At 59.0% G+C, this 26,447-nt stretch carries 18 protein-coding genes and 8 pseudogenes; 12 read left to right on the top strand and 14 right to left on the bottom strand.

The genetic code is table 11. The annotated features are described in order from the left end of the window. Positions 1–213: 213 nt before the first annotated feature. Positions 214–551 (top strand): annotated as a pseudogene (locus tag FJV80_RS35135) (IS110 family transposase); the annotation flags it as partial. A gap of 44 nt (positions 552–595) precedes the next feature. Here FJV80_RS35135 and FJV80_RS18750 read toward each other — a convergent pair. The 7 genes and pseudogenes from FJV80_RS18750 to FJV80_RS18725 form a co-directional block, all read right to left on the bottom strand. Next, a pseudogene (locus tag FJV80_RS18750) lies at positions 596–788 on the bottom strand (transposase domain-containing protein); the annotation flags it as partial. A gap of 28 nt (positions 789–816) precedes the next feature. After that, complete coding sequence (locus FJV80_RS18745; RefSeq protein ID WP_063169338.1) at positions 817–2,880, bottom strand: recombinase family protein; 2,064 nt, start codon at positions 2,878–2,880, stop codon at positions 817–819. Further along, a complete protein-coding gene (locus FJV80_RS34585) occupies positions 2,867–3,169 on the bottom strand; it encodes a hypothetical protein (protein ID WP_063169337.1) in 303 nt (100 codons plus the stop codon). The genes FJV80_RS18745 and FJV80_RS34585 overlap by 14 nt, the downstream gene beginning before the upstream one ends. Before the next feature lie 49 nt (positions 3,170–3,218). Continuing rightward, a pseudogene (locus FJV80_RS18740) lies at positions 3,219–4,536 on the bottom strand (IS66 family transposase); the annotation flags it as partial. Positions 4,537–4,605: 69 nt separating this feature from the next. Beyond that, positions 4,606–4,958, bottom strand: a pseudogene (gene tnpB, locus FJV80_RS18735) (IS66 family insertion sequence element accessory protein TnpB). Beyond that, a complete protein-coding gene (locus tag FJV80_RS18730; RefSeq protein ID WP_199489649.1) occupies positions 4,955–5,335 on the bottom strand; it encodes a transposase in 381 nt (126 codons plus the stop codon). Before FJV80_RS18730 ends, tnpB begins: the two are co-directional and overlap by 4 nt. Positions 5,336–5,754: 419 nt before the next feature. Beyond that, positions 5,755–6,959, bottom strand: a pseudogene (locus tag FJV80_RS18725) (IS110 family transposase). A gap of 209 nt (positions 6,960–7,168) precedes the next feature. Here FJV80_RS18725 and FJV80_RS35130 point away from each other — a divergent pair. Then, positions 7,169–7,408 carry an IS110 family transposase gene (locus FJV80_RS35130; protein WP_063169335.1) on the top strand — a complete coding sequence of 80 codons (240 nt, stop codon included), beginning with the start codon at positions 7,169–7,171 and terminating at the stop codon, positions 7,406–7,408. 48 nt (positions 7,409–7,456) lie between these two features. Here the strand turns inward: FJV80_RS35130 and FJV80_RS18715 are convergent. The 3 genes and pseudogenes from FJV80_RS18715 to FJV80_RS18705 form a co-directional block, all read right to left on the bottom strand. After that, positions 7,457–7,737: pseudogene (locus FJV80_RS18715) on the bottom strand (integrase core domain-containing protein); the annotation flags it as partial. A gap of 188 nt (positions 7,738–7,925) precedes the next feature. Next, on the bottom strand, positions 7,926–8,933 hold the full coding sequence (locus FJV80_RS18710) for an ATP-grasp domain-containing protein (RefSeq protein WP_063169333.1): 1,008 nt from the start codon (positions 8,931–8,933) through the stop codon (positions 7,926–7,928). A gap of 771 nt (positions 8,934–9,704) precedes the next feature. Next, positions 9,705–10,034, bottom strand: coding sequence for an ATP-binding protein (locus FJV80_RS18705; protein WP_272482847.1), 330 nt, complete (start codon positions 10,032–10,034; stop codon positions 9,705–9,707). 2 nt (positions 10,035–10,036) lie between these two features. On the opposite strand from FJV80_RS18705, the gene FJV80_RS35620 reads away from it, so the two are divergent. Next, entirely contained in the window at positions 10,037–10,342 is a 306-nt protein-coding gene (locus tag FJV80_RS35620) for a hypothetical protein (protein WP_164548505.1), read from the top strand. Positions 10,343–11,150: 808 nt separating this feature from the next. Here the strand turns inward: FJV80_RS35620 and FJV80_RS18695 are convergent. The 3 genes from FJV80_RS18695 to FJV80_RS18685 all read right to left on the bottom strand — a co-directional run bounded on the left by FJV80_RS18695 (position 11,151) and on the right by FJV80_RS18685 (position 14,728). Further along, positions 11,151–12,584, bottom strand: a complete 1,434-nt coding sequence (locus FJV80_RS18695; protein ID WP_063169332.1) for an amidase — start codon at positions 12,582–12,584, stop codon at positions 11,151–11,153. Positions 12,585–12,663: 79 nt separating this feature from the next. Then, entirely contained in the window at positions 12,664–13,851 is a 1,188-nt protein-coding gene (locus tag FJV80_RS18690; RefSeq protein ID WP_063169331.1) for a M20 aminoacylase family protein, read from the bottom strand. A 409-nt stretch (positions 13,852–14,260) separates the two neighbouring features. Beyond that, positions 14,261–14,728 carry an Lrp/AsnC family transcriptional regulator gene (locus FJV80_RS18685; protein ID WP_063169330.1) on the bottom strand — a complete coding sequence of 156 codons (468 nt, stop codon included), beginning with the start codon at positions 14,726–14,728 and terminating at the stop codon, positions 14,261–14,263. An 844-nt stretch (positions 14,729–15,572) separates the two neighbouring features. On the opposite strand from FJV80_RS18685, the gene FJV80_RS18680 reads away from it, so the two are divergent. The 9 genes and pseudogenes from FJV80_RS18680 to FJV80_RS35605 all read left to right on the top strand — a co-directional run bounded on the left by FJV80_RS18680 (position 15,573) and on the right by FJV80_RS35605 (position 25,864). Continuing rightward, positions 15,573–16,751, top strand: a complete 1,179-nt coding sequence (locus FJV80_RS18680) for an aminotransferase class V-fold PLP-dependent enzyme (protein ID WP_063169329.1) — start codon at positions 15,573–15,575, stop codon at positions 16,749–16,751. 36 nt (positions 16,752–16,787) lie between these two features. After that, positions 16,788–17,936, top strand: coding sequence for a M20 family metallopeptidase (locus FJV80_RS18675; RefSeq protein ID WP_063169328.1), 1,149 nt, complete (start codon positions 16,788–16,790; stop codon positions 17,934–17,936). A 401-nt stretch (positions 17,937–18,337) separates the two neighbouring features. After that, positions 18,338–19,516, top strand: coding sequence for a Xaa-Pro peptidase family protein (locus FJV80_RS18670; protein WP_063169327.1), 1,179 nt, complete (start codon positions 18,338–18,340; stop codon positions 19,514–19,516). A 973-nt stretch (positions 19,517–20,489) separates the two neighbouring features. Beyond that, positions 20,490–21,968 carry an NAD-dependent succinate-semialdehyde dehydrogenase gene (locus tag FJV80_RS18665; protein WP_063169326.1) on the top strand — a complete coding sequence of 493 codons (1,479 nt, stop codon included), beginning with the start codon at positions 20,490–20,492 and terminating at the stop codon, positions 21,966–21,968. A 13-nt stretch (positions 21,969–21,981) separates the two neighbouring features. Beyond that, complete coding sequence (locus FJV80_RS18660; protein WP_063169325.1) at positions 21,982–23,385, top strand: aspartate aminotransferase family protein; 1,404 nt, start codon at positions 21,982–21,984, stop codon at positions 23,383–23,385. Between the two features lie 145 nt (positions 23,386–23,530). Continuing rightward, positions 23,531–24,424, top strand: coding sequence for a polysaccharide deacetylase (locus tag FJV80_RS18655; RefSeq protein ID WP_224570030.1), 894 nt, complete (start codon positions 23,531–23,533; stop codon positions 24,422–24,424). Positions 24,425–25,163: 739 nt separating this feature from the next. Further along, positions 25,164–25,361 carry an SDR family oxidoreductase gene (locus FJV80_RS35615; protein ID WP_063169323.1) on the top strand — a complete coding sequence of 66 codons (198 nt, stop codon included), beginning with the start codon at positions 25,164–25,166 and terminating at the stop codon, positions 25,359–25,361. Between the two features lie 27 nt (positions 25,362–25,388). Further along, positions 25,389–25,670: pseudogene (locus FJV80_RS35610) on the top strand (SDR family NAD(P)-dependent oxidoreductase); the annotation flags it as partial. After that, on the top strand, positions 25,658–25,864 hold the full coding sequence (locus tag FJV80_RS35605) for an SDR family oxidoreductase (RefSeq protein WP_199489648.1): 207 nt from the start codon (positions 25,658–25,660) through the stop codon (positions 25,862–25,864). The pseudogene FJV80_RS35610 and the gene FJV80_RS35605, both read left to right, overlap by 13 nt. Before the next feature lie 400 nt (positions 25,865–26,264). On the opposite strand, the pseudogene FJV80_RS35115 reads toward FJV80_RS35605, so the two are convergent. Then, a pseudogene (locus tag FJV80_RS35115) lies at positions 26,265–26,431 on the bottom strand (IS21 family transposase); the annotation flags it as partial. Between the last annotated feature and the right edge of the window lie 16 nt (positions 26,432–26,447).

The following is a 26,447-nucleotide window of genomic DNA, read 5'->3' as shown; positions in this document are numbered from 1 at the left end:
AGCAGTTCCCCTCCCACGTACTGCTTCCTGTGATGACAGCGATGGGGTCCCATGCCGGCAAGGCGAATTTGAACAGCATCGCTAGGTGTTTAGATTGTGGTATTCGGCTTTGCCCCCCGCCTTGAACGGGTTGTTTTGAAGTGCTGCGCTTCGAGATGATGACAAAACGTGGTCTGTGTGAACAGCCACAAGCATCAGGAAAGGAAGCGCAGCATGAAAAATTATGCCGGACTGGACGTCTCCGTGAAAGAGACCACCGTTTGCATCGTGAGAAGGGCGCCGAATTTGCCGAGAGATGAAGGTTGCTAGTCATCCGGACGATCTTGCTGACGCATTGAAGAACCCCGCATGGAATCTCGCCCGGATCAGGCTTGAAGCCGGCCCCTTATCCCAATGGTTGGTCTGGCGGCAGCCGGACTACGTGACCTGTATCGAGCCCCGTCATTCCAAGGCGTTCTCAAGGCACAGGTCAACAAGACCGACCGCAACCATGCTCGCGGCATCGCGCAGATATGCGGGTTAACCTGTTCCGGCCCGTGCATGTCAAGAGTAAGCGGTATTCTCGGGCCACGGCCTTGAGCTCGAGCTTGTTGATGTAGACCCAAGGCAGGAGATCGTCGATCTGGCTGTTGGGGTGGCCGTTGACGATCCTGGTGAGGACATCGGCGAGATAAGCCGAGCGGTTCGACACCATTGAGCTTGCAGGTTTCGATCAGCGAGGCGATGACTGCCCAGTGTTCGGCGCCGCCGTCAGAGCCTGCGAAGAGCGCGTTCTTGCGGTTGAGCGCGAAGACTGATTCATTATGCACCCCCTCTTCAAATGGCGGGAAACAGCGATTTCTGATTATCGTCGTTGATGATACGCGGAGATTTGCGCGCCAAATCGGCCTTGATCCGTTCATCTTCAAGGTCGCTGGCGCGGATCTGGTAGGGCGCGCCGCGCATGACCTGCTCGGCTGGTAATATGCCGTCCCTGACGAACCGGCGGATTTTGACGTGCGACACGCCAAGCTTCGCGGCCGCGTCCGACATGGTAAGCCACTCGCCGTTCTTGTCGGAAGACCGATAGCCGCTGATCTTGTGCACCGTGCGCAGGGATTGGACGCGTCGCGCCGTCCAGGTCTTTCCCTGACCCGTCTTCATGCCCATGCGGTTGAGTGTGGCGGCGATTTCGGCATCCGACCATCGCGTTGCCATGGATCGCATGACCGCCAGAGCCTCCTCAGGCGTACTCTGGCCATGCTCTCCGGATTTGGACTTGCGAACCCTTACCTGGGAATGCTGGCCCCCATGCCAATGGATGGTCAGGATCACATCGCGCGCGTCGTCATCGACGTCCGCCACAATGTCCTTGATGAGCGCGCGCAGCAGTTGCTGACGGAACCGCATATCGACACCCGGCGCATTCCAGGCGGCTTCGAGATCCTGGGCGAGGCCGGTGAAGTCAGGGATCGCGTCGACAGGCTCCATACGCTGGACTTCACTGAGCCGGGCCTCGCAGGTCTCCACGCGCCTGAGCCTAGCTTCCCAGTTCCTCTCGAGCTGGGCCGCTATAAGCCGGTTCTCCGGGTCGCAGGCGGCGTAGCGGCGCTCGGCGAGCGATGCCTCATAGCGTGCCTGCTGCAGGTCCATCTCGATCATCTGCCGCCGCCTGGCTTCGCTCTCCAGCTGCATCTGTTCAGCCTCCAACGCCGCCTCGATCGCCATCGGCGCAACCGCCTCCAAGGCTTCGCGGGCCACCGCCGCATCGGTGCGAAAGCCGTTGAACGACATGCATCGCGCCTGCGCCATCATGGTGTTCTCGCAACGATAGACCGGGTAACCTTGGCCACGTCCGGCATACGTGACAACCAGTCTTCGCCCGCATCGACCACAGGAGAGAAGACCCGGGAGCAACGCGCGACCGCCGCGGCCCGACTTGACGCCGCCGGCTTTGCCATAGGCGTTGGCGGCGAGAAGTTCCTGGTTCCGTTCGTACTCGCTCCATCCGATATAGCCTTCGTGATGCTCCTTGAGCACCACCGCCCAATCGCTGGCCGGCTTGTAATGACCATAGCTCTTGCGGACGCGGCCATCCACGATCTCGGTGCGCTTCTCGCTCTTACCATAGACATAAGCGCCGGCGTAGAACGGGTTCTTCAGGACGGAGATCACGTTGCGGTAGCGGACCGGAACCCAGGCGAAGGACACCATCTTCTTGCCGTCGGAGGGTCTGGGGAAATGCACGCCATCGTCGATCATCGAGATCAGGACCTGGCGGGCACTGCCGAGTTCGCGGAAACGCGCGAATATCAGGCGAATGGTCTCCTGCAGGCGTATATCGGGATCGAACCCGAGACCGTAATCCCGGTGCCAGACGTAGCCGAAGGGCACAGAGATGCGCAGTTCGCCGCGCTGTGCCTTGGCGCGGTCAGCTTCGTACATGCGAGCACGCAGCACCCCGAGTTCGAACTCGCTTATGCTCCCCTTCATGCCGAGCAGCAGGCGATCGTTCGGCAGTCCCGGATCGTAGACTCCGTCCAGATCGATCACCCGTGCATCGACTTCGCCGCACAACTCGAGCAGCCGATGCCAGTCCGGTCCGTTGCGAGACAGGCGGGACGCCTCCAGGCAAAGCACAGCGCCCACATGACCGGTGCACAGATCGTCGACCAGGCGTTCGAAACCGGGACGTTCCACAGCTCCACTTGCGGTGCGTCCCAAGTCCTCGTCGATCACCTCAACCTTGCGGAATCCCCAGCGCCGCGCGACGTCGACCAGCTCATATTGCCGACGCTGGCTCTCAAGATTGAGCTGCACTTGCGCCTGCGTGGACTGACGTACATAGACAACGGCCTTGCGCTTGAGGATGGTGGCCGGAATCAGATTACGGCTCGTCATCGCGGCTCTCCTCCGTCACGATACCGGCGGCGGCCATCAGCACATTGGCGAGCCGGGCGATCACGATCGTTCGTTGCGCTGCGCTCAGCCCGACTAGCTTGTGCGAGTCGAGCGCATGCTGAGCTGGCGAACGATCACGAGAGATCGTGTCGGTGGCGGCAAGGTTCTCATTTTGAGTCTCCCCGATGATGAAACCATCCGGAGAGCCTCGCCGGAAACGGCGCTGGATCAAGAGCTTGTTCAGTTCAAGCAGTGCAGCAAGCGACGCGCGCGGGGAGCCCAGATCCATTGCTGCGCACGGGACTTCGACCTCCTGCCCAACATGGGCAGAATGACCCCGAGATTGCGATCGGACGGATCGAGCGTTCGACGGTGTTGCTGTCGATCTCGATGCGGCCGTCGTCAAGGAAGTGCGAGAGGCCTTCCCAGCGTGAGAGCGTGTAGCGGATTGCCTCTGCGAGCTTGGTCTTCTGACTGATCAGGCCGAGCTTCTCACGCAGCCAGGGTTCGAGATCGGCGACGATGGCGCGGCTTTTGTCCTGACGCATCGCGCGGCGCTCGTTGGCCGATCGGCCACGGATGTCATCCTCGATCTTGTAGAGTTCGGCGATCCGTCTCAGCGCGTCACTGGCGATCGGCGCGGGACCGGCTGCTGCCAGTTCATAAAAGCGCCGACGGACATGCGCCCAGCAGAAGGCGAGCGTGACGCCGCTTTTGTCGGCCAGCACGCGATAGCCGCCATAGCCGTCGACCTGCAAGATTCCGGTGAAGCCTGCGAGATGAGCGATCGGACGCTCGGCCTTTCGGTCCGGCGCATAGACATAGGCGACGCCCGGCGGGTCGCTCCCCTCCCATCGTCGGTCATCGCGGGCATAGGCCCAGAGTTGACCTGTCTTAGTCTTGCCGCGGCCGGGATCGAGCACCGGCGCGGTCGTCTCGTCGGCGAAGAGTTTTGCCGAGGACTTCAGCTTGCCAAGCAGCCGCTCATGCACCGGACGCAGGTGCCAGGCGGCGCGGCCGACCCAGTCGGCGAGCGTAGAGCGATCGAGATTGATACCCTGCCGGGCGTAGATTTGCGCCTGACGATAGAGCGGAAGGTGATCGGCATATTTTGAGACCAGCACCTGGGCGACCGTTGCCTCGGTCGGAAGACCACCCTCGATCAGCCGGGCCGGCGCCGGAAGCCTGAACCACGACGTCCTCGCAGGCGCGGCAGGCATATTTGGGCCGGCGCACGACGATTACACGCAGCTGCGCCGGAACGATGTCGAGCCGCTCGCTCACGTCCTCGCCGATCCGATGCAAGCCATTGCGGCAGCATGGGCAGGCATGGTCCTCGATGTCGACGACCATCTCCACGCGCGGCAGATGGGGTGGCAGCGCGCCCCGGTTGGCCCGGCGCCTCGTGGCCTTTGCTTGCCGCTCGGCGGGAGCAGATTGCTCCTTCTCTTCCTCACCGGCGGCCTCGATCTGCTCCGCCTCTTCGAGCCCCAGCAGCAATTGATCCTCGGGGAGCGTCTCGGCACGCCGGCCGAAGCGGTGACGCTGCAATTCCTTGATGATCTGAATCAGACGGGCATTCTCGACGTCGTGCGCCAGGACCATCGCCTTCAGCGCGTCCGGATCGTCGGGAAGCTGGTCAGCCGTCATCGCCATGAACGGATCAGACCATATTCGCCGACAGCCCGCGACAGCGGAATCTAGGCTGATTCACTTCGTCGCGGGTCAGCCCGCCTGGGCTGGCACGCGGGTCCGGCGCGCCTCATGGACTCGCCGCCAGTCGAGACCTTCGAGTAGCGCCGAGAGCTGCGCGGCCGTCAGCCGCATCATGCCGTCATGCACTTTCGGCCAGCGGAACTCCCCATCCTCCAAACGCTTAGCAGGCAAACCCCGGTGCCATCCCAGAAGATCAGCTTGATCCGGTCAGTCCGCTTCGCCCGGAAGACGTAGACGGCCCCGCTGAACGGATCGGCCCCCATTGTCTCTCGCACCAGCGCCGCCAATCCCTCCGCACCCTTGCGGAAGTCGACGGGCTTCGTCGCCACCATGACCTTGACCGCACCCGTCGGCCCGATCACGACGTCGCCTTCAGCGCGCGGATCACTGCGGCCACCGTCTTGGTATCGGCGCCCCGGCCGACGCGCATCGCGATGCCGTCGATCTCAAGCTCGATCATGCCGGCATCTCGGGTGGCTTGCCGTTTCCGCTGCTTCGGTGAACGGCTGGCTGCAGGTTCCGCCGCCGCCACAACCGCCGGCACAAAGGCAGGAGAATCTTGCTGCACCGAAGCGGCCTGTTTGCGCGCTTCGCGGCGCCAGGCGAAGACCTGCTGCGGCCTGAGACCATAACGGCGGGCGACCTCGGAAATGATCGCATTCGGCTCCAGCGTCTCTGCGATGATCCGCGCCTTGTCATCCACCGACCAGTGACGCCGACCGCCGGCACCGTTGATCACCTCGAAACGCCGAAGCTGCCGCTCCGGGTCAAGCGTAAGGTCAAGTCCAGACACAAGCCGATCTCCGATCCCAATACAGGATCGGCAACCTCACAGATCGCGACCACTCCCGAAAGGTGGTCCGGAAACACCGCTCTGATGTCCGCTGTCAAGGTTTGGAACGCATGAGGTCGCCCGATCCGAGGAACGGCTGCTCATTCTGATGATCGCGCATGGGTGGGGAGGCGGAACTGAAGGACGTCGGTGATCAAGCTCTGATGCGCGGGTTGGCTACCGCATTCCCGATTGTGCGTCCGGGGCTGTTCCTATCTTACTGCGGGCGTCGGTCGATTTGCCGGCCACAAAGCGTCTGACGGGCATTCCCCTGCCGTGGTCCCGCCTCCGCCCATGCGCGATATGTGCGCCATCGCGGCGAGCGATCAGGTGACGCGCGCCTCCCTTGCGACTGCCCACATAAAGCCGACCAGTTCACGGGCGATCGCGGTGCAGACGACCGTTGTCCGTTTGCCCCGAGCGCTCAGCATGCGGTAGCGGGCTGTCAGGCGGGACTGCGCCTTCCAGGCGATCTCACGCACCTTCGGTGACGCCTGCTCCAACCGGTATAGCTTCGCCTTCCCGACCTTGGGCGGATGTCGATAGGTCCAGGCGCTCTCGACCAACATGTGGCGAACCCGACCGTTGCCTGCCTTTGTGATGCCGCCGCGCCGGACTGTCTCCCCGGTTGAGCGCTCGCCGGGGACCCGACCGAGATATCCCATGAGCTGGCGTGGGCTTTCGAACCGGCTGGCGTCGCCGACTTCGGTGACGAACGTCACGGCGACAATTAGGTCTACCCCACGCAATGTCTGAAGCGCCCACACGATCGGTGCCAGCGACCAGGCCGGGACGAACTCTTCGATCACACGCTCCAGCCGCTCGACCCGCTCTTTCGAGACGCGCACCGCCTCGACCATCTCCTGGAGTGCGATCTGATGCGCGGGATGATCGAACCTTGTTCCTGAAGCCAGCGTAGATAGCGCATCGTCCAGCTCTTCTTTCGCGGATAGCTACGGCCGTGCTTGAGCATGAATGCGCTCACCTGCTGGCGATGGACCCGCAGCGTCTCGACCGCGCCCGCCCGCGCGCGAACAAGATCCCGTATGGACTCGTGCCCTTCATCGGGAACCCACACCGCGGTCAGCTCGCCGGCGCGCAATAGTCGGGCAAGGGAAATGGCGTCTCGACGGTTCGTCTTCACCCGATCGCCGGGCTTCCTTGGTATCAATGATGGTGCAACCACGGTGCACTCGTGCCCGAGCGACCGGATCAGGCGATAAAGGCCGTACCCGGTCGGCCCAGCCTCATAGCAGAAATGCACGTAATCAAAGCGGCTGGCGATCCGGCCTATGACCCGCCGCATGCTGGTCGCCGACGCGTCGACCTCACCGAAGAACCGAACCTCTCCTTCCCGGCCTGCCTCCGCAATCGCAATAGCGTTCTTAAGCTTCGCAACATCGATTCCGACAAATGCTTCTCTATAATCCGCCACGGCTCGTCCTCCTGTGGTGAGGATCGGCTCGGCCCGTCCGAGCAACCCTCGGACGCGCAGTGTAGGGCGAGCCACCTCATCGGCAGAGGCGGACATACGGTCTTACTGTCAAGACGCTGACGACCCAGAATCGCCGGGCGCTGCTGACGGCCCTCAAGTCGCTTCAGGAAAAGGCCATCGCCATCGAGAACGACATCCGTGGCCTGTTTCGTAACTTCGGTCTCAAAGTTGGCATTGTCGACGGCCGGCAAATTCGCGGATCGCATCCGGGACCCTTCCGGTGACATTCCGGAACTCGAGACATCATGGAGACGTTGCTCACCGCCCGTCGGAAACTTTGCGAGCAGTTCACGGTGCTACACGAAAGACTGTTGTCGATCGTGAGGGGTGACACGGTTTGCAGGCGGTTGATGACCGTGCTGGGCGTCGGCCCTATCGTTGCACTGGGTTTCAACGCCACGGTCGATATTCCTGCCCCCTTCAGGAATTCGAAGGACGTGGGGCCGTATCTCGGTTTGACGCCGCGGTTACATCAATCAGGCTAGGATAATCGCGTCGGCAGGTCAGCCTAGGAAGCTTGAATGGGATTGACTTCAACACGCCGAATAGACAAGTCCAGGCATTTGGTGGAGCGGATTGAGAGTGAAGCGCTCGGGCTGGGAAGCCCATGCCTTGCAGATGAACTCGTAGGGTGAGACCTTTGAGGGCCTTCAGCCTGCGGCCGAAATTTGTAGGCCGCAACAAAGTCGGCAAGATGCCGACGCAGTTGGTCATGATCGTCGTAGTGGAAACGCTTGCCCGTCGCGTCCTTGATGGTGCGGTTCATTCGCTCGACCTAGCCGGTGGTCCAAGTATGCTTTGGCTTCGTGGTTCGAAGCACAGCGCGACGATGCGGCCCCCGAACGTGCTTGCGGGCTTCCTGGCGCCGCGACGAGCGCTTGCAGGCGCTGACGGTCGCTGGCCAAAACGGTGAAGGGGGATGCTATTGCGCATGCATCTAACTCGCACGCCAAACCGCAAAACGGAATCCCGAAATCGGACTCTTTTGATCCGATCAATCCACTATGAGACGCCGATTCCGAAATAGCGGGTGTGGGCGACATTGAGGATGCGATTGATCAAGCTTACGAAGCTGTGTCCGCCGGCCGTTGCAGCTGTGCCATAACTGGAGTGTATACCAAGGGCCGGCACCGAGTTCATCTCTAGGACAAACGGTTGGCCTGAGCGATCGATCCGGAAATCGACGCGGGCATAGTCCCGGCAGTGGCAGGCACGGAAGGTCGCAACCGAAATATCCCGTAACATCGTCTCAAGCCCGCTCTCGATTTTCGCCGGGCAAATCTTGGGCACCGCTGCGGCCGCCACGTACTTCGCATCCCAATTCATAACACGCGTTTCGCGGTCACCGAAGTCCTGCTCCACTAGAGGCAAAACTTCGGGCTCCCCGTTTCCGAGCAACGCAACGCAGATTTCCCGCCCCTCGATGTATTCCTCCACTAGCGCATCCTGAGCATGCTGCGTGACGATCACTTCGACGGCCTGCCGCAACTTAGAGTGTTCATGTATGATCTGCAATCCGAAGCTGCAGTCCTCCTCCCGCGGCTTCACTACCACTGGGAATCTCAGGTCGCCGGTGTTCTCGGTGCCGCGACGCATCACGCGAAAGTTCGGAGTCGGCACGCCCTGATCGCGGATGAGCATTTTGGTAATGACTTTGTCTCCCGTCAGCCCAATCCCGAAGGGGCTACATCCAGTGTATGGAACACCGGCCATCTCAAGCATGGCAGGAACATGAGTGTAACGCTTTTCGCCCTGAATTCCCTCCGCCAAGTTGAAGACCATTCCCGAGGGGCGACCTTGCGGATCAGGTGGCATGAACCGCTCGAGACTGGCGAGCAGTCCTTTATCGCCTTCACACACTACCGTCTCGTGGCCGCCCTCTTGAAGTGCCGCCACCACATCTTCCAACGTGCCGCTATGCGGCCAAGGCTGCGGCGGCTGCGGACAAGGCTGACCGAACCGGTTAATCACACCGTTGAAATCACTGTTCGTTACGATGGCTACTCGCATGAGCTATCTCCTTTGACGTTTGTCTGCTGTCACGAAACCAATGAAAACTGGATGGAGGCCAACCGCTATATCAACATTGACGACCTGCACGAGTACAAGAGGCTCGAAGCACCATGGCTGACCCTTTTCACAACCCCCTCCACAAACATAGGTCCACCACCCGGTTCCCTCTCCGGTTCCCGACCCTTTCCGCTGGCGGTGCTCTTTTTGCCCAAGTAGCTCGAAAGACGGCGAGTTGGGTTGCGGTACCATCAATAAAGCCTTATGCAGGGTTTATGCCAAAACAGATGATAACCGGCGGATGAGAGCGCTCCGACGCGAAATGATCGCTTCAAAAACCGTGCCAACCTCGCAAAATGCACGTCGGCCAGTGCTTTGAGTTTGATATCAAACTTACGGTCATATCAGGTACTAAACTGGCCCGCACAACCACTATGTCGCAGGCGCGACAAAATCCGACAGAGATCGTATCCCAGGGGACGAGCGGCGACCCATCCGCAGTCTTTTGACGCTCGCCGGTCCCTTACATCGAGCCCTGGCGTCCAGAATTGAAGTTGGGCGAAGGCGATCCGCATAATCGTATGCCCGGCCTGGCCGGCTTCAACGTGCGAGCGCTGCAGCAGTTTCAACAATGATGGCGAGTCGGCATAAATCTTCTTGAGAGGCTGGCGCTTAATCCCGGAACAAACGCGGCAATCAGCACTTCGCCTTGCTCATTTCGATGACGGCCATAGTGTTATTGCGCGCTTCAAAAGCTGGACAGCGATTCCGCTAATTCCCGGACAGCGTTTTCACAAAAGTCCGACAGTTCGTCGAGGTTGGTCCTCGGCAGCCTGGTTGCTGTAGGGCTGATTGATTTCGGTGTTCTCGGAGTCGGTCAAGAGGGCCGAGGCTTTTTTCTTCGGATGCTCTCGCCCTGAAGGGCGATGCGGTGTGCATTGTGCACGAGCGGTCGTGTATAGCGTCGGCGACCGTGCTGTCGTTAATAAGGTCGTGCCAGCTTGCCACGGGGACCTGGGCGGTGATCAGGGTGGATTTTCTCTGATAGCGCTCCTCGACGATTTTCGAAGAGGTGGAAGCGCTGCTGATCGGAGAGAGCATGGTTGCCGAAGTCGTCGTGGATGAGCCAAGTGGACACGGGTGAGCTTGTCGATGAGGCGGGGAAAGGAACCATCGATGCGTCGCTCTCGAACAGGATAACAGTGCGGCTTCGGAAAAGTCCGGACAGGCTTTCCGGTAATCTCAATGATGAGATCCGCGCCCGCCGTTCCAAAAAAAGGTTCGGCACGAAGCCCGCATTTTTTGCACTGGGCTTACGGCGTGCTGATCCACTGTTTCGTCATTACTATTCCCGAGCCTTGCAACCGAGCCGGAAGCGTCAGGCGAATGCAGGATTCCTGCGCTCGTAGAGCGTCCCAGCTTGGTCAGCACAACCTGACGATACGCGCCATCTTGGCGGCAAAGGCATTTGACGCAGCTGAATTGTCACGATCAGACGGCAGTTGGATCCTCATTGGATGGCCAGTGTTGCAAAAATCACAGGCTGGAGATCGGACTTGCGCCCTGGTGAATTTCCGCCACCGCATCGGGGTCGGTCTTCAACCCGGCAACTTCGACTTCCCAATTATAATAGAGACCGCGGCCGGGGCTTTGGCGGAGAGGGTCAGTCCTGGCGATGCCTCTCTCGAGCCGGCCTACATTGCAGCTGCCAGGCGGTTGGTTGAGCGCGGAGCCGTCGCGATAACCAGGGACTGCGGCTTCAGTATCTGGTGCCAGGCTGCACTGGCCACGTCTGTCAAACTTCCCGTGGCCATGTCGAGCCTGCTACTGGCGCCCACGCTCCTCCGGCAGCTTCCGGCCGGCGCAAAGCTCGCCGTCTGGCCGCAGACTCAAGACACTGCGGCGAAGAGCTGCTGGGCATGGATTCATCCGCAGGGGCAAGAGTAGCCATCGGCGGCATCGAAGGTAATACGCGGCCGGCTAGTGTTACCGAAATGGAGTCCCCGGGTTGCAGTCTGTGTCGCGACTTCGCGCCGCACATCCCAAGATTGACGCACTCCTATTTGAATGTACATTGTCCCCGATGGTGACGTCAGCAATCCGTCGTAGGACAGGACTGCCCATCTATGACGCCGCGCCCCTTTATCGAATGACATTCGCGTCCGTGGCTTGACCGCTTGGAGGCCGTCAGGTGCTTGAGCGCGGCAGTCTCAAGTTTTAAGGGGTGGCAGCGTGGAATCTGCTCCTCGCGAAAGAAGGAAGCCCCAGGCGACTTTCGATCGTATATGCCGCGGCTAGGACGGAGGTGTCGGAATAGCGCGCGCCGACCAGTTGTAGCCCGACGGGCAGCCCTTGATCATCCAGGCCCGATGGAATCGATGCTGCTGGTTGCTGGGTCAAGTTGAAAGGGTAGGTGAAGGGCGTCCAGTCCACCCACCCCTTGTAACTATCATCCGGCACATTTCGCCCGACGGGGAACGGCGCGATAGGCATCGTCGGTGTGACCAAGAGATCGTAATTTTCGTGGAACTTCGCCATCAGAGCGGAGAGCTCGAACCGCATCGCCTCAGCTTCCTGAAATTCGGTAAGGGTGATCTTCAGCCCGCGTTCGGCACCTTCCAGAAAGCCAGGATCTAGTAATTGTCTTTGCTGTTTGTTCATTCGTGACACAATACGGGCGGCGCCAGCGAACCAGAATGTAGAAAACACCTCCACCGGATCCGCAAATCCCGGATTGACTTCGGCCACCTCGGCCCCAAGAGCTCGAAGCTGGTCGATCGCATTATCGGTAACGTTTTGGATATCTCGCGCCACCTTGACATAGCCGAGGTTCCGACTGTAGCCGATCCGCAGGCCCCTGATGGTGGTCTTTGCTGGATCGGGGTCGAGACCTAGGTACGCCGGACCCGCATAGCCATCGCGAGCGTCCTTTCGTGCAATCACATTCATCATCAGGATCGCATCCGCAACGGTGCGGGTCACCGGCCCCAAATGAGACAGCGTTGTCATGGCGCTAGCTGGCCATTGCGGAACGATGCCGAAGGTTGGCTTGAAGCCGAAGGTCCCCGTGAAGCTCGCCGGTATCCGGATTGATCCCCCGCCGTCGCTACCCTGATGAAGAAAGCCAAGGTTGAGCGCAGCCGCAACTGCCGCCCCTCCCGACGACCCGCCTGGTGTCAGGTCAGGATTCCAGGGATTGCGGGTGATCCCGTAGACCGGGCTGTCTGTTACCCCTTTCCAGCCAAATTCTGGAGTGGTTGTCTTGCCCAGGATAACGCCACCGGTCTCACGGATACGGGCTGGAACAGGGGCGTCTTCAGTCCAGGGTCCCTCGGTGCTGCCGGACAATGAGCCACGTCTTGTCGGCCAGCCTCGTGTCAAGGTGAGGTCTTTGATGGTGGCCGGAATGCCATCTAGTACTCCGGCTGGTTCCCCCTTCATCCATCGACCCTCCGAGGCCCGGGCAGCAGACCTGGCCCCTTCGTGGTCGACGAGGCAAAATGCGTTCAGCGCCGGGTTGTTGGCGTCGATGCGGCTGAGACAGTCATCGACGACTTCAACAGGCGAGAGCTGCCGCCTTCGGTAGAGTTCCAGGCATTCGCACGCCGACAGACCCTCAAGAGATGTTGGCACGGATGAACGAGTTTTCATTTTACGAGGTCCGCTACATTCAAGCCTGGCATAAGACGGCAGTTATTCATTCGTTCTGCGGCCCTTGTCAGACCGATCATCAAGACGTCGGACGGGATCCCAACGTGTTCTCTACGAGCTTGATCCAGTACGATGTTCCATAAGGAATCGCCTCGTCGTTGAAATTGTAGGCAGGGTGATGCAGGCCGGCGCTGTCACCGTTCCCGCACCAGACGAAAGCACCCGGCCGCGCCTGCGCCAGGAAGGAGAAATCTTCCCCCCCCATTACCGGTGGCGTCTCGAGCACATTGTTTTCACCGGCCACGCCCTTGGCCGCGCTTCTCGCAAGGTCGGTCTGCTGGACCTCATTGAAGAGAATTGCGTCGAAGCTCTGAAATTTAATATCTATCTTCGCGCCGGTTATCTGGGCGATGCCGGCGACCACTTCGCCCACCCGCTCCTTCACGAACTTGCGCACCTCCGGCTTTAGCGTCCGCATGGTGCCCACCAACTCCGCTGTTTGCGGAACGACGGGGACTAGTCTCTGCCCGGACTGGAACTGGTGGAACGAAATTCCTGCCGAGTCGACAGGGTCAATGTTCTGAGCCAGGATATGCTGCAGGGCCGTCACAAGCTGAGCGCCGACCAGAATCGGATCGATGCATTCATGAGGCCTTCCAGGGTGCCCCCCTCGCCCTTCAATGCTAATTTCTATGCTATCAGTTGCCGCCATCACTGGACCTTGCCGGATTCCGAAGACACCTACCGGCAAGCCCGGACGATTGTGCATTCCGTAGATGTGCTCGATGCCGAACCGCTCCATCAAACCGTCATCTAGCATGGCAACGGCGCCGGTACCGATCTCCTCGGCAGGTTGGAAGATCATGACCGCCGTTCCAGCGAAATTCCGAGTATCGGCAAGATAGCGCGCGGCACCCAACAGCATCGCGGTGTGGCCGTCATGCCCACACGCATGCATCAAGCCCTTGTTCTTGGACGCATAGGGCAGATCGGTCGCTTCGTTGATCGGCAGCGCATCCATGTCAGCGCGCAATCCGATAACCTTTGGGTTACCGTCGCTCACGACGCCGTTGCCCTTGATGACGCCAACGACGCCGGTTTTGCCGATGCCGGTCGCGACGGCGTCGCAGCCGAATTCGCGCAGGCGCTCGGCGACAAATGCCGAAGTACGGGGGATGTCGAAGCCCAGTTCGGGATGTGCATGGATGTCCCGGCGCCAAGCCACTATCTCGGGGAGAAACTCTGCGACGCTATTGAGAATTGCCACGGGGACTTTCCTTTCTTGCCGGTTGCAGGCGAATTTCACGCTTTGTCCTTGCGAGAGCCGGGAGACCCGTTTCCGCGCTGCCGGGAGCACAGCATCCTCTGTGCGACGTAGGCACCCCAGCTATTCCGCCGACTGAAGCCGCTCCAATTAGCCGGGGACCGACAATCCTGAATTCCGCTCCGCCCAGAATGTAGCAAGTGCCAAAGAGCTTGGTTGCGCGAAGGGCGCCTTGGTCCCGCAGAATATCATCGTTTTTTGGTCATTGGCGCATAACACCTGCAGGCTGAGAGGAGGTGCCCTGGTATATATGCGGGACCATTCAAAATAGGACAGCCGACATTCAGAAGTGCGGGACAACTGCGACCCGCGGAAGGCGCGTGGTGGTTGCCTGGGCGGGCTCTTTTGAAGGCTACTCTTCAGCAATTGGCAGAGCAAACGACGCCTTGATCCGATCCATTACAACGATTGTCTTGAACCCCTTTACTTCAAGATGTTCGTAAAAAAAACGACGGGTAAACGCCTCGTACTCGGCCATGTCCTGAGCAGAGACCGTAATAATAAAATCCGCTTCACCCGTAACGTAGTAAGCGTTCATGATCTCAGGCGTCCGCCGAATTGCCTGCTTGAAACGATCGATGATATCGGCGCGATCGCGCTCGAGAGTGATGGATACCAGCAGGAGCAGGGGCCGACCGACGGCTTCCGGTGAAACTATGGCAACGTCCGCTTCGATGACGCCAGCGTCTCGAAGTCGCTTTAATCTCCGCTGACAAGCGGTAGCCGATAGTCCGGCAAGTTCGCCCAATTCCTCTGTCGTAAGGCGATTGTTGCGCTGCACGACGTTGAGAATCTTCCGGTCAATTCGATCCAGATCCATTCACAATCTCTGCTCATGATGATATCGGCCAATGCCAAGGCCGCCAGTCCGTACGTCCAAAATGTAGCAAGTGCCAAACGCCCTCTCGGCGCTAAAGTCGGTCCAAGTCGCAGAAAATCGGCGTTTCTTTCGCCATCTGCGCACAATACCGGCATAGTATAACTATCTGAGGGGTGCCGCTGAATCGATGGGCGTTGCTGGTGAGCAGTTGCGGGCCAGCGCAAGAACGGCAGATTCGATCGGGTGGGGGCGATCCCCGGTCGAAAAGATCCTACCGATCTCGTTGCTCAGGCGCAGAAAACATGAGTTGCAGCACGCTCGCATCAGTTCGAGGCAAGCGTGTTAGGGAGCGACATCACCAAGGGTGTCGGCGTTGCAGCATAAATCGGAGACCATGAGAGTCAGGCTATGAACCGGCCCCGGCTTTCGGATGCCTTACGGCCCTCGCGCGTCGGCCGCGAGTGAACTATGATCCGCATGGGTGTGGGGCTGGAGGAGAAGGTCGTCGGCTCAGTCAGGCTAACGTCGCTCCAAGCACTGGTAAGAAGCCCTATCCGCGGTCTGAGAATTACCCAAATTGATCTCTCGTGAGGCAGTTGTTGCAGCTGCATTCCGTCGAGACGCTTCAGTGATCCGCGAGAATGGCTCGCGATCTCTGCGTGAATCGCGGTTTGGCGCAGGAATGCGGCGTGGGAGACCGAATGTTAGACCAAAGTCGGCACGAGCACCGTGTAAAATGGGCAGGTCAGCGCAGACCAGTCTGGCGGCATTCTTACCCTTGCCGGAACGATCGCCTGAACAAGGTAGCTCAACCGCCGTCCGCACTCCCAGGAGAGAAAGCCATATGCTTCCCTTGGACATCCTCCGAAAGGAGTTTCCAGCCACAGCAAACGCCATCTACATGGATGTCGCGAACCAGGGCCTCATATCAAGCACAACATTGGCTTCAATCGAGCCTCATTTGAACAATCGGCTGCATGGCCTAAACGACGAAGAAAGAATGCTCGAACACGTCGAGCGTACTCGCGCTAGGTTCGCACAATTTATCAATTCAGATCACGATGAAATTGCAATTACCAAGAATGCATCGGAAGGCATCAACATCATCGCTAATGCGATCGATTGGAGAGATGGAGACAACGTCGTTCTATGCCCAAAATTGGAACACGCAAATAATATCTTGCCATGGATTCAGATCAGAGACCGCTACAATGTCGAGTTGCGAGTCGTAGAGCCGGATAACGGCTCAATTCCCCCTGATGCATTCGTAAAGGCGATTGATTCTCATACCCGCGTTGTTGCCTTGGCGACGGTGACGATGGTTCCGGGGTTTCGGACCGTCATGGAGCAGATATCCGAAGCCTGTAGGCACTACGGTGCATTTCTTTTGGCGGACGCGACGCAATCTGTTGGGATACTCCACACCGACGTCAATCGACTTGGCGTAGACGGTGTAGCAGTGTCCACTGTGAAGGGTTTGATGGGTCTTTATGGATCGGGTTTTTTATATTGCCGTAAAGAATGGGCCGATCGGCTGAGCCCGGCCTATCTTGCGCGCTTCAGCGTAGATTTCGGAAACGCGCCAGAATCAGCTCCGGTACCTAGTTTTGTAAAGTTGCGCTCTGGCGCGCCCCGCTTTGATATCGGGCATTACAACTTCCCTGGCATGTTGGCTGCATATGCATCAATGGGCCAGCTACTTGATATCGGAACCGAGGCGATCGACCAGAGCGTTACCTCACTCGCAAAACGTATGGCCACTGGTCTCTTAGATATCGGGCTTCCGGTCTGCGGCGGGCCACCAGGCGCTCACACTGGAAGTATCGTAGCCGTTGGCGATTCCAGCGATCTTGTTGAAGGGCGCCCAGTCGACGCCCGCATTCGGTCGCTTCACGAGCATTTCACGAAGAACGGGGTAATCGTCTCAATACGCAGAGGCATGCTCCGGTTTTCCCTGCATCTTTACAACACCGCCGATGAAGTCGATCGCGTAATCAATCTGGCCAAGAGCTGGTCGAAGTAAGAGCGACACGGCTAGTTCATGCACACAGGAGAGTACATGTCGACCCAGAGCGCCGAGACTATCGGACTTCTCCAAGATCTTATAAAGATCGAGAGCATCAATCCATCGCTGTCGCCAAAAGGTAGTGGAGAGCAAGGTGTAGCCAAGTTCCTCGAGGGTTTTTGCAAGGAGCGGAAGCTGGCTTACGGGATACAGGAGGTGGCCGATGGTCGCTCGAATTTCCTGACCTGGGTACCTGGGAAAGAACCCGATAGGCGTATTCTATTCATTGCTCATATGGATACCGTTCCTATCGATAGGTGGGAATCAGATCCATTCTCGGGTGAGCAACGGGACGGGCGAATATATGGGCGAGGTAGCTGCGACACAAAAGGCTCACTTGCAGCTATGTTGATTGCGCTTAGCTCACTTGGTGAACGGCAGCCCCGGGCCACGGTTGTTGTGGCAGCCAGCATTGACGAAGAGTACCGCAAACTTGGCGCCCGCGCTATAGCCGATTCCGGTGTCGCTTATGAGGGTGCGGTAGTCGGTGAACCCACCGAATTAGAGCTCGTTGTAGCTCACATGGGTTCTGTCCGCTGGCAAATCGAGGTTCAGGGTGTACCGGCTCATACGTCGAAGCCTCATCTCGGAGTGAACGCGATCACGGGCATGGCCAAGGTGGTATTGGCACTTGATGAGCACCATCGATCCCTTGTGTCTCGGGCGCAGCACCCATTGGTAGGGTCATCACAGCTGACCGTGAGCCTCATCGAAGGAGGTTTGGAACTTACCACTGTACCGCCGGTATGCCGTATCTGGGTCGATCGGCGTCTCATACCCGGGGAGCGGCCGCAGGACGCGTTGGCGGAGGTAGAAAGCATACTGGAAGGCCTTCGCCAGGGCGAAGACAAGATCAATGTTCGGTCATTGCTTCCCGCATTGGAAGACCCGCCTCCAATCAGTTCCGGGTCGAGCAAAATTGCAGCAGTCGCAGGAGCGGCTTGTGCCCACGTCGCGGGGACCGGAGAGCAGAAGGGAGCCACCGGCGGCTCGGATGCAAATCAGCTGTCATTGGCTGGGATCCCGTGTGTGATTATCGGACCCGGGCGTACTGCCCAAGCCCATACGAACAACGAGTTCGTTGAAATCGATCAACTGACCAAGGCTGCTGATTTGTACCAGAGAATCATGCTCACATATTAGGAGTGGCCGGCCTGATGGGGGTGCTCAAACCCCGTCCATTGGGCCGCGGACGCCCCGGATGCTGCATGAGCGTGGCGGCCGCAACGTCCCGATCTTCGCTGGTCTCGTCGGCGCTTCCCACGTAGATCTTGCCGCCCGTGCTTGAAATTCTGTTGCGACAGGCAGAGTGCGTCTTCACCATAGGGAGGGCATGATCTTCCACCGGAGACGCAGAGCCACCGAAAATTTGGCGCTCATATGCGGATAACGTACGGCAAGTGCCTAGGAAATGCAGATTTTCCGCGACAAGAAGAAATCCTCGGGGAAAACAGCCTCTTGTGACGTGATACGAAGAGAAAGTATGCGGACAGGACGAATGCCTGATCCGTTCGAGGAATGCCTGTTTTGAAGGACTCGACGAGATGAAATATGAGAAGCCATTTCCGCCCGAGGAGTTTCGGCGTCGTGTTCATGACGTGAAGCAGCGGATGGAGCGAGCGGGGCTGGACTTGCTGATCTGCCAGGATCCCGCGAATATGTATTGGCTTACCGGCTTTGACGGCTATTCGTTCTACGTGCCTCAGGTGGTCTTAGTGCATCTCCAGTCGGACATGCCCCTCTGGTTCGGACGTTTCGTCGATGTAAATTCCGCTTATATAACGACGGATCTGCCTAGAGAAAATATAAGCTCATTTTCCGATCATAGACTTCAACATCCAGAATTACATCCATTTGACGATCTTTGCGAGCTTATCAATTCGCGCGGCTGGGGATCTGATCGAATCGGTGTCGAGCTTAACGCCCACTTCTATACTGCCCGAGCACATCAACATCTCGTCAAAGGCCTTCCGAATGCAAAATTCTCTGATAGCCGCGAATTAGTCAATTGGGCACGGCTTATAAAATCTGACCTTGAACTAGTCTACATGAGAGAAGCGGGCCACCTTGCAACGCATACGATGCAGACGGCAATCGCTAACCTAAGGCCTGGAGTGCCGCAACATGAGGTCGTCGCGGAGGTGTACCGGGCCCAGACACGAGGGGTGGACGGTAAATATGGCGACTCTAGCGGTCCTCCTCTTATCCAGACTAGCGAACAAACGAACGCTCCGCACCTCAGTTGGACCGAGGAGCCCTTGCCGACCTCTGGCCTGGTTCTCATGGAGTTCGGCGCCACCCGACGCCGCTACTGTGCGCCGCTGTGCCGCACCGTCCACATCGGAAAGCCACCCGCAGAGGTCTCGCGTCTTGCTGAGGTTATAGTGGAAGGCGGGGATGCTGTGCTCGAGATGGCAAAGCCTGGTACCGTCGTTGAGGAGCTTAATGCGGTGTGGCAAGATATCCTCAAGCGGAACGGGTATATCAAGATAGGCCGCTCCGGCTATTCAATCGGACTCAACTTCCCGCCGGAATGGGGCGAACGCACGGTTAGTATTCGCGCGGGCGACAAGACCATCCTACAACCAGGAATGTGCTTCCATTTTCAGTCGGGGGTTAGGCTCGAAGGGTTCGGCGCCGCCATCTCTGAATCATTTATTGTAACCGAAAGGGGCGGTGAGCGATTGGCAGATGTTGATCGCCGCTTGATCGTCGTGGACTAGGTGATTTGGATGTGACCCAAATCGTTTTGCGATCTCACTGGGTCCGTTCGAAGCCGGTTGAAATTTGTTTCTGCGGCGAGCGGATGAACGGATCTAGCTTAAGGACGGCGCTGTCTGAGAGGTGCGGCATGCCCAACCTCTGGGACAGGAGAATCTCGCCTAGCACATGAGTTCTCTGCATCAGCGGAGATTAAGATCCGTAGGCCGAAATGAGCCACCTGTGACGCGAGCGCGGCGTGAACGTTGCCCCATTCTACAAATGCGCGGATGACGCAAGAGGACTTAGCTTTTGAGGAGCATTGAGGACGAGTTTACGCGCGCCTGAAGCGGGCTCTTGCCAACCCTGCGCGCCGGTGGGAACGCGAGTATGGTCCGCCCCGTCCGTGCAACACGTCGCGACATCAGCACACGTTGTTCCCGATAGATGGCTCGGCAGCGAAGCTCGCCTTTTGCCCGGGGCTCGCTTCATCCTTTTCTGCTGTTTCGTGCGACTTCACCACTTCACCAAGTGAATGTCTGGGTTATCGCGGGGACCTCAATTTCGGGACCCCAAGACCTCCTTCCGAATGAAGTCGTCCGCGATGCCATCGTGTCTGAAGCGGTCGCGGTCACCCTGCACAGTGCCGGACGAAAGTAGCCTTGCGGCGAGTTCCGTCTAAGATTCGAGGCGGTTGCGCCTGCGTCAGTGCGCCTGATCGGTGTCGGTCGAGAACTTAATGCCACGAGGCCAGATCGGGAACTCGGGATCGGGAGATCGGCGCTGGAACCAACTACTTTCCGCGCCGCCGGCGACCAGCGCGACCTTCGCTCGCGGTCGCTAAGCCTCCTGGCAAGTGAAGTTGTGAGCCGTGTCCAATTCTACGCGAATTGGCTGCTGTTTGCAGGAATGCAGCTAAAGGGGCATCAACTGCGCTGCCGATCGGCGCTGTGGCAGCAATAACCTAAAGGCATCAGCATACCATTGGAGTCTTAGATGAGGGGTACGTCAATCACGGCATTACGCAGGCTCAAACGGCCAGACCTTTTGCGTGGTGATGCGTATCTGAACGGCGCCTGGCTCTCCAAATCAGATACTCTTGCCGTGTTTGATCCTGCCAGCGGTGACGAGATCGCTCAAGTTGCGGCTTGCGCAGACGCCGACGTTGACGACGCGGTCCATTGCGCAAGAGCAGCGTTCCTCAAGTGGCGCGACATGCTTCCGTTACAGCGTGGTGCATATCTGCGGAAATGGGCGGCAGGCATGCGGGAGAGCGCCGAAGACCTGGCTGTCATCATAACGGCCGAGCAAGGAAAACCGATTGCTGAAGCCCGCGGCGAAGTTTCATACGCTGCCGGCTTTTTAGATTGGTTTGCAGGGGAAGGGGAGCGGGCTTACGGCGAAACGATTCCCAGCCATCTCCCCGCAAGCAGGCTGGCCGTGCATTTGCAGCCGATCGGGGTGACTGTCGCCATTACGCCATGGAACTTCCCAGCGGCAATGATCACCAGAAAGGCTGGAGCTGCACTGGCCGCTGGCTGCACAATGATTGTAAAGCCGGCACCCGAAACGCCACTGTCGGCCCTCGCGCTTGCCCGCCTTGCCGGGGATGCTGGCATTCCGCCCGGCGTGTTTCAGGTGATCACGGGCGAAGCTCCGCCACTTGCCAAACGGCTGTTGTTGCATACCCACGTGCGTGCGTTCTCTTTTACGGGCTCCACCGAGGTCGGCAGAATCCTTCTCGAGCAATCCGCGAAGACAGTGAAGAAAGTCTCGCTCGAACTTGGCGGCAATGCTCCTTTCATCCTTTTCGGCGATGCGCCGATCAACGCTGCGGTCGCCGGTTGCATGGCAGCCAAGTTCGCGACATCCGGTCAGGACTGTCTCGCGGCAAACCGGATTTATGTGCAGCGAGAGATTTACGAGCATTTTACGGAAAAATTTGCCGAGGCCACCAGTAAACTAAAGGTCGGGCACGGATTGGAGCCAGGTGTCGACATCGGTCCGATGACAAAGACGTCTGGTGCTGACAAATGCAGGCACCAGGTTTCTGAGGCTCTAGCAGCCGGGGCTCGAATGGTAGCAGGCGCACAGCACAATTCGCTTGGCGGGAACTTCGTCACGCCGGCCGTGCTTGCTAATGTGACCGATGACATGGTGATTGCGAAGGACGAAACGTTTGGACCTGTCGCTGCAATCCTGCCCTTCGACGACGAACGGGAGGTGGTCGCGCGAGCCAACAATTCCGAGATGGGACTTGCGGCCTACGTCTATACCCAAGATCTCAACCGAGCCATGCGGCTCTCCGACCGGCTCGAATATGGCATGGTTGCCGTGAATACTCCAAAATTTACGGGGCCGGGCATTCCGTTCGGCGGCTGGAAACAATCCGGCCTTGGTCGCGAGGGCTCAAGGCACGGTCTTATCGAATATCTCGAACCCAAATACCTCTGCATCGGCAACATCGCGGCCTGAAAGGAAGCATTCAATGACCATCAACATCAAAGAGATCACCGAAAAGGACCGCAACTCGGTCTTGCATCCTTTCACTCAGCTTAAAGATTTCGCCACTGGCAAGCTCGGCGACCCAACGATCGTGGTGACAGGGAAGGGGATCCGCATCCAGGACGCGCATGGCAACCAATTTATCGATGGCTTTGCCGGCCTATACTGCGTCAATGTCGGGTATGGCCGCACGGAAGTCGCCGATGCGATCTCGCGTCAGGCCTATCGCTTGGCGTATTACCACTCCTATGCGGCGCACACGACCGACGAGCTTGCGATCCTCTCCGATCGCCTTGTGAAGATGGCGCCGGGCAAGATGAGCAAGGTGTTCTATGGCATGTCCGGCTCGGATGCGAACGAGACCCAGGCCAAGCTTGTTTGGTACTACAACAACCTGCGTGGCAAGCCGACCAAAAAGAAGATCATCTCCCGTGAACGCGGCTATCACGGCTGCAGCGTCGTGTCGGGCTCGATGACGGGCATGAGCTTTTATCACGACCACATGGACCTGCCACTTCCGCAGATTGTTCACACGGGTGTTCCACATCATTACTGGGGCGCAACCCCGGGCGAAACCGAGCGCGAATTCTCCGCTCGCCGCGCCGCCGAGCTTGATCAGTTGATCGAGCGGCTCGGCCCGGACAACGTCGGCGCCTTCATTGGCGAGCCCGTCCTCGGCACAGGTGGTATCACGCCTCCGCCGGAAGGCTATTGGGAAGCGGTACAGACGGTCCTCAAAAAACATGATGTGCTGCTGATTGCCGATGAAGTGATCACAGGGTTCGGCCGCACCGGTTCCATGTTCGGCTCACAGCACTATGGCATCGAGCCAGACCTCATCACGATCGCTAAAGGTTTGACGTCGGCCTACTTCCCGCTTTCAGCGGCAATCGTCGGTGAGAAGGTGTATAAAGTCCTGGAGGATGGAGCCGACAAGGTCGGGGCATTCTCGCACGGCTACACCTACTCTGGTCATCCGATCGGCGCCGCCGCGGCCAACGCGGTCCTCGATATTGTCGAGAAAGAAGACCTCCCCGGCAATGCGCGTGACGTCGGCGCGTTTTTCCAGGCGCAGTTGCAGGAGAGGTTCGCGCAGTTGCCGATCGTCGGCGAAGTGCGGGGCGTCGGTCTTATGGGCGCAATCGAGTTCGTTGCCGATCGCGACAATCGGAAGCGTTTCGATCCGGCGCTCAAGGTAGGTGCGCGAATCTCGAAGGCCGCCCGTGACCGTGGTCTTATCGCTCGGGCCATGCCGCACGGGGACATTTTGGGCTTTGCTCCGCCGCTGGTTACAACCAAAGCTGAGGCGGAGGAGATTGTTGCAATCGCAGAAAGCGCCGTGCGCTCGGTTATGGATGAGCTTGTTCGCGAGAGTGAGAAAATCTGAATGAGTTGGGCCATCTTGTCGTAATCAAGGCGCAAACTCAAGCGACGGCCTGATCGGCTTGCGGGGCTGCCAGCTGAGCTGGTGCCGCGTTCCGCTCATTGAGTTTTCGGCGGAATTCAATGCAGACACTGCTCAGGAGGAACTGGTGGCCAATTCGACCGCACTCAATCCCTGGGAATGGCCTGAAAGCCATTGGCGGCGGCGCATCAACAAAGTCAGAGCGGGCAAGGCACTAAGACCAATGTGGCCCGGCGGTAAACGCTGTGCCTTCGCCATCTCGTTCGACGTCGATCATGAGTCGAACGAATTGCGCAGGGGAGGGCGATCGCTAAGCAGATTATCCTGGGGTCAGTACGGGAGCCGACGAGGGATGCCTCGGGCTTTGGAACTCTTGAGAAAGTACGACGTTCCGGCGAGTTTTTTCGTTCCCGCTGTGATCGCTCAGTTGTATCCAGACGAGCAACGCGCAGTTGTCGATGAAGGCCATGAAATTGGCATGCACGGCTGGATACACGAGCTAAACTCGGAACTGAGCGCAGAGAGCGAGCGCTCTTTAATGATGAGGAGTGCCGACACTCTTGAAAAAATCACTTCCAAACGCCCGACGGGAATTCGAACGCCTTCCTGGGATTTTTCCGACGCAACTCTACGGATCATACGTGAAACCGGATTGACATACGACTCATCCCTTATGGCCGATGATAGTTGCTATGAGCTGCTGGAAGACGAGGAACCCACGGGAGTGATTGAAATACCGGTCGAATGGATTCGAGACGATGCCACTTATCTTTGGATGAGTCCCGATGGGTCTTCACGGCCAGATTTATCAGTCGACGACGTGCTTTCTGTATTTATTCGGGAGTTCGAAGGGGCCTATCAAGATGCCGATTTATTTCAGCTGACTCTGCATCCACACGTCATTGGATATCGCTCACGGATCTGGATCGTAGAAGAATTAATTCGACGCGCCAAAGCAAAGGGTGACGTTTGGTTCGCCACACATCATCAGGTCGCCGAGCGTGCGTCCTCATGTCTCTGAAAACTCTCAGACAGGAACGCCGGTAGAGTGCGGTGTTCTTGGGGCGGCGCAAGCCGTCCTGCGCCTCGACCGTTGCGGCGGTCACCAATGGATTTGGAATGACGCGGATCATCCGCTGTCCGGTATTCGCTTTCAGAGCGGGTACAGTGGGAGTTCTTATCTTGGAGGAGGACTACAATCTTGATTGACACGACCTTTGCCGGAAAAACGGTGCTGATTACCGGCGGGTGGCGCGCTTGGCCCGGCCAGTGCCAAACTGCTGGCGGCGGGTGGAGCGGATTTGGTGTTGGCTGACCTGTCGCAAGAGGCTCTGGACCAAACTCTGGCCGCCTGTCCTGGTGCCCGTTGAGTTGTCTGCGACGTGACCGATCCGGCGATGCTGGAAGGGCTGGTCGACCTCGCCCGCGAGAGCTTTGGCCGGCCGGTTGAGGGCTTGGTCGCGGCCGCTGGCATTACGGTGCGATGAAGCGGCTGATAGACGTGAAGGGTACGAAGCCATGTTCAGCTTCAACGTCGGGGCCATTTGGCGAATCTGCAAGCTGCATCCCGCAGATGCGCGAGCTTGGCCGCGGATCGGTGGTGCTCTTCAGCTCGACTGCTGGTCTGCAGGCCTCGAAGGACGTGCCGATCTATTCGGTGACCAAGGCGGCGGTTGTGATGATGACTCGCACGCTGGCGCTGAACCACGCGGCAGAAATATCCGCGCAAACTGTGTCTGCCCCGGAACCATCGCCAGCCGTTGGCCGAGGCCGGCGTCGCCTTCGCCCGGGGAGAAGCGGCACAGGTCGAGCGCCGGACGAAGATCATCGCTGCGCATCCGATGGGCCGAATGGGGTTGCCGTCCGAGGTGGCGACAGCTGTCGGCTATCTGCTGGACGATGCGGCGGGCTTCACCATCGGCGCCGCGCTTACGGTCGACGGAGGCAGCCTTGCCTAAGCTCCGGTCAGAAACACTGTCGTCGTCACCGGCGCGGCGCGCGGGATCGGTGCCGCAACAGCGGCGTGGCTTGGCTCGGAAGAGGCGTGGGTGTTGCTAGTGGATGTTCTGGATAAAGTGCACGACACAGCTGCGGGCCTTGGCCAGACGGCGCTCGTCTGCGATCTGGCCATGCCCGACGCCGCAGGGCGGGTTCTGGCCGCCTTGGATGCCGCAAGGATCGAGACGCTCGACGTCCTCGTGAACAATGCCGGCATTGGCGGTTCGAAGTCGCTCGCCGATACTGACGATGCCTTTTGTTCCCGCTGATCGATATCAACTTGCGTGCAGTCATCAGCCTGACCCGCGAGTTGCGGCCGCGGATGCGCCAGCCGGGCGGGCGGATCATTAATGTCAGCTCGATCCTCGGGCTTACGGGCTATCCCGGAACGGTAGGCTATTCGGTGGCCAAGGCCGGGATCGCGTATCTCACGCTCCAGCAGGCCGGCGAGCAGGGCCTGTAGGGTATAACCGTGAATGCGGTGGCGCCCGGCGTGGTCCCCACCGACATGACTCGAGCGCTGCACGTACGCAGCTACCAACGCCTGATGGTCGCGCCAATCCGCTCGAGCGCGTCTCCTCGCCGGAGGAGCAGGCGGCGGTGATCGCCTTCCTGCTTCGGACGACGCGTTCTACGTCTCGGGCGCAGTGATCCCCGTCGACGGCGGCTCCCGCCTGTCACAGTAGAGAAGAATAGCGCAATTTAAGCCTATACACAGGATGGCCCTGCAATTCCCGGATGCAGACCGACTCTGCCGGTAACCGGTTCCGGTGGTCGATCCTGTTAGCGGCGCCATTACCCGGCGCACATTTGATCGCGGTGGTGGGCAAGTTGAATTTACCCTTCGCGCGCTTCCCAGCGATCAATATGGCAGTGTCGTACTGCTCGGTCATTGTCGCAACGGTCGCGTTCAGCGTCGGCGCGAACCACAGCGCCTTGGCCACACCAGGTTGTAGCAGACGGATCGCCTCAGTGACCCGCCGAAGAAGCTGAGGCCGTCAATCCAGTCGGGCAGCTTTTGAGTCAGAGTTGGCAAAGGCTGCTCG

Source organism: Mesorhizobium sp. WSM4310, assembly GCF_007003935.1.
GTDB lineage: Bacteria > Pseudomonadota > Alphaproteobacteria > Rhizobiales > Rhizobiaceae > Mesorhizobium.
Note: the sequence above shows the minus strand (reverse complement) of the source record. Positions and strands in the feature narration are given on the sequence as shown.

What these genes read in the sequence shown, in the direction of transcription:
- FJV80_RS18695 (WP_063169332.1), bottom strand. Translation starts at nt 12,584, where the DNA reads ATGAAAACTCGTTCATCCGTGCCAACATCTCTTGAGGGTCTGTCGGCG.
- FJV80_RS18675 (WP_063169328.1), top strand. Translation starts at nt 16,788, where the DNA reads ATGTCGACCCAGAGCGCCGAGACTATCGGACTTCTCCAAGATCTTATA.
- FJV80_RS18705 (WP_272482847.1), bottom strand. Translation starts at nt 10,034, where the DNA reads ATGCTCTCTCCGATCAGCAGCGCTTCCACCTCTTCGAAAATCGTCGAG.
- FJV80_RS34585 (WP_063169337.1), bottom strand. Translation starts at nt 3,169, where the DNA reads ATGGATCTGGGCTCCCCGCGCGCGTCGCTTGCTGCACTGCTTGAACTG.
- FJV80_RS35130 (WP_063169335.1), top strand. Translation starts at nt 7,169, where the DNA reads ATGGAGACGTTGCTCACCGCCCGTCGGAAACTTTGCGAGCAGTTCACG.
- FJV80_RS18665 (WP_063169326.1), top strand. Translation starts at nt 20,490, where the DNA reads ATGAGGGGTACGTCAATCACGGCATTACGCAGGCTCAAACGGCCAGAC.
- FJV80_RS18745 (WP_063169338.1), bottom strand. Translation starts at nt 2,880, where the DNA reads ATGACGAGCCGTAATCTGATTCCGGCCACCATCCTCAAGCGCAAGGCC.
- FJV80_RS18680 (WP_063169329.1), top strand. Translation starts at nt 15,573, where the DNA reads ATGCTTCCCTTGGACATCCTCCGAAAGGAGTTTCCAGCCACAGCAAAC.
- FJV80_RS18685 (WP_063169330.1), bottom strand. Translation starts at nt 14,728, where the DNA reads ATGGATCTGGATCGAATTGACCGGAAGATTCTCAACGTCGTGCAGCGC.
- FJV80_RS18660 (WP_063169325.1), top strand. Translation starts at nt 21,982, where the DNA reads ATGACCATCAACATCAAAGAGATCACCGAAAAGGACCGCAACTCGGTC.
- FJV80_RS18670 (WP_063169327.1), top strand. Translation starts at nt 18,338, where the DNA reads ATGAAATATGAGAAGCCATTTCCGCCCGAGGAGTTTCGGCGTCGTGTT.
- FJV80_RS18710 (WP_063169333.1), bottom strand. Translation starts at nt 8,933, where the DNA reads ATGCGAGTAGCCATCGTAACGAACAGTGATTTCAACGGTGTGATTAAC.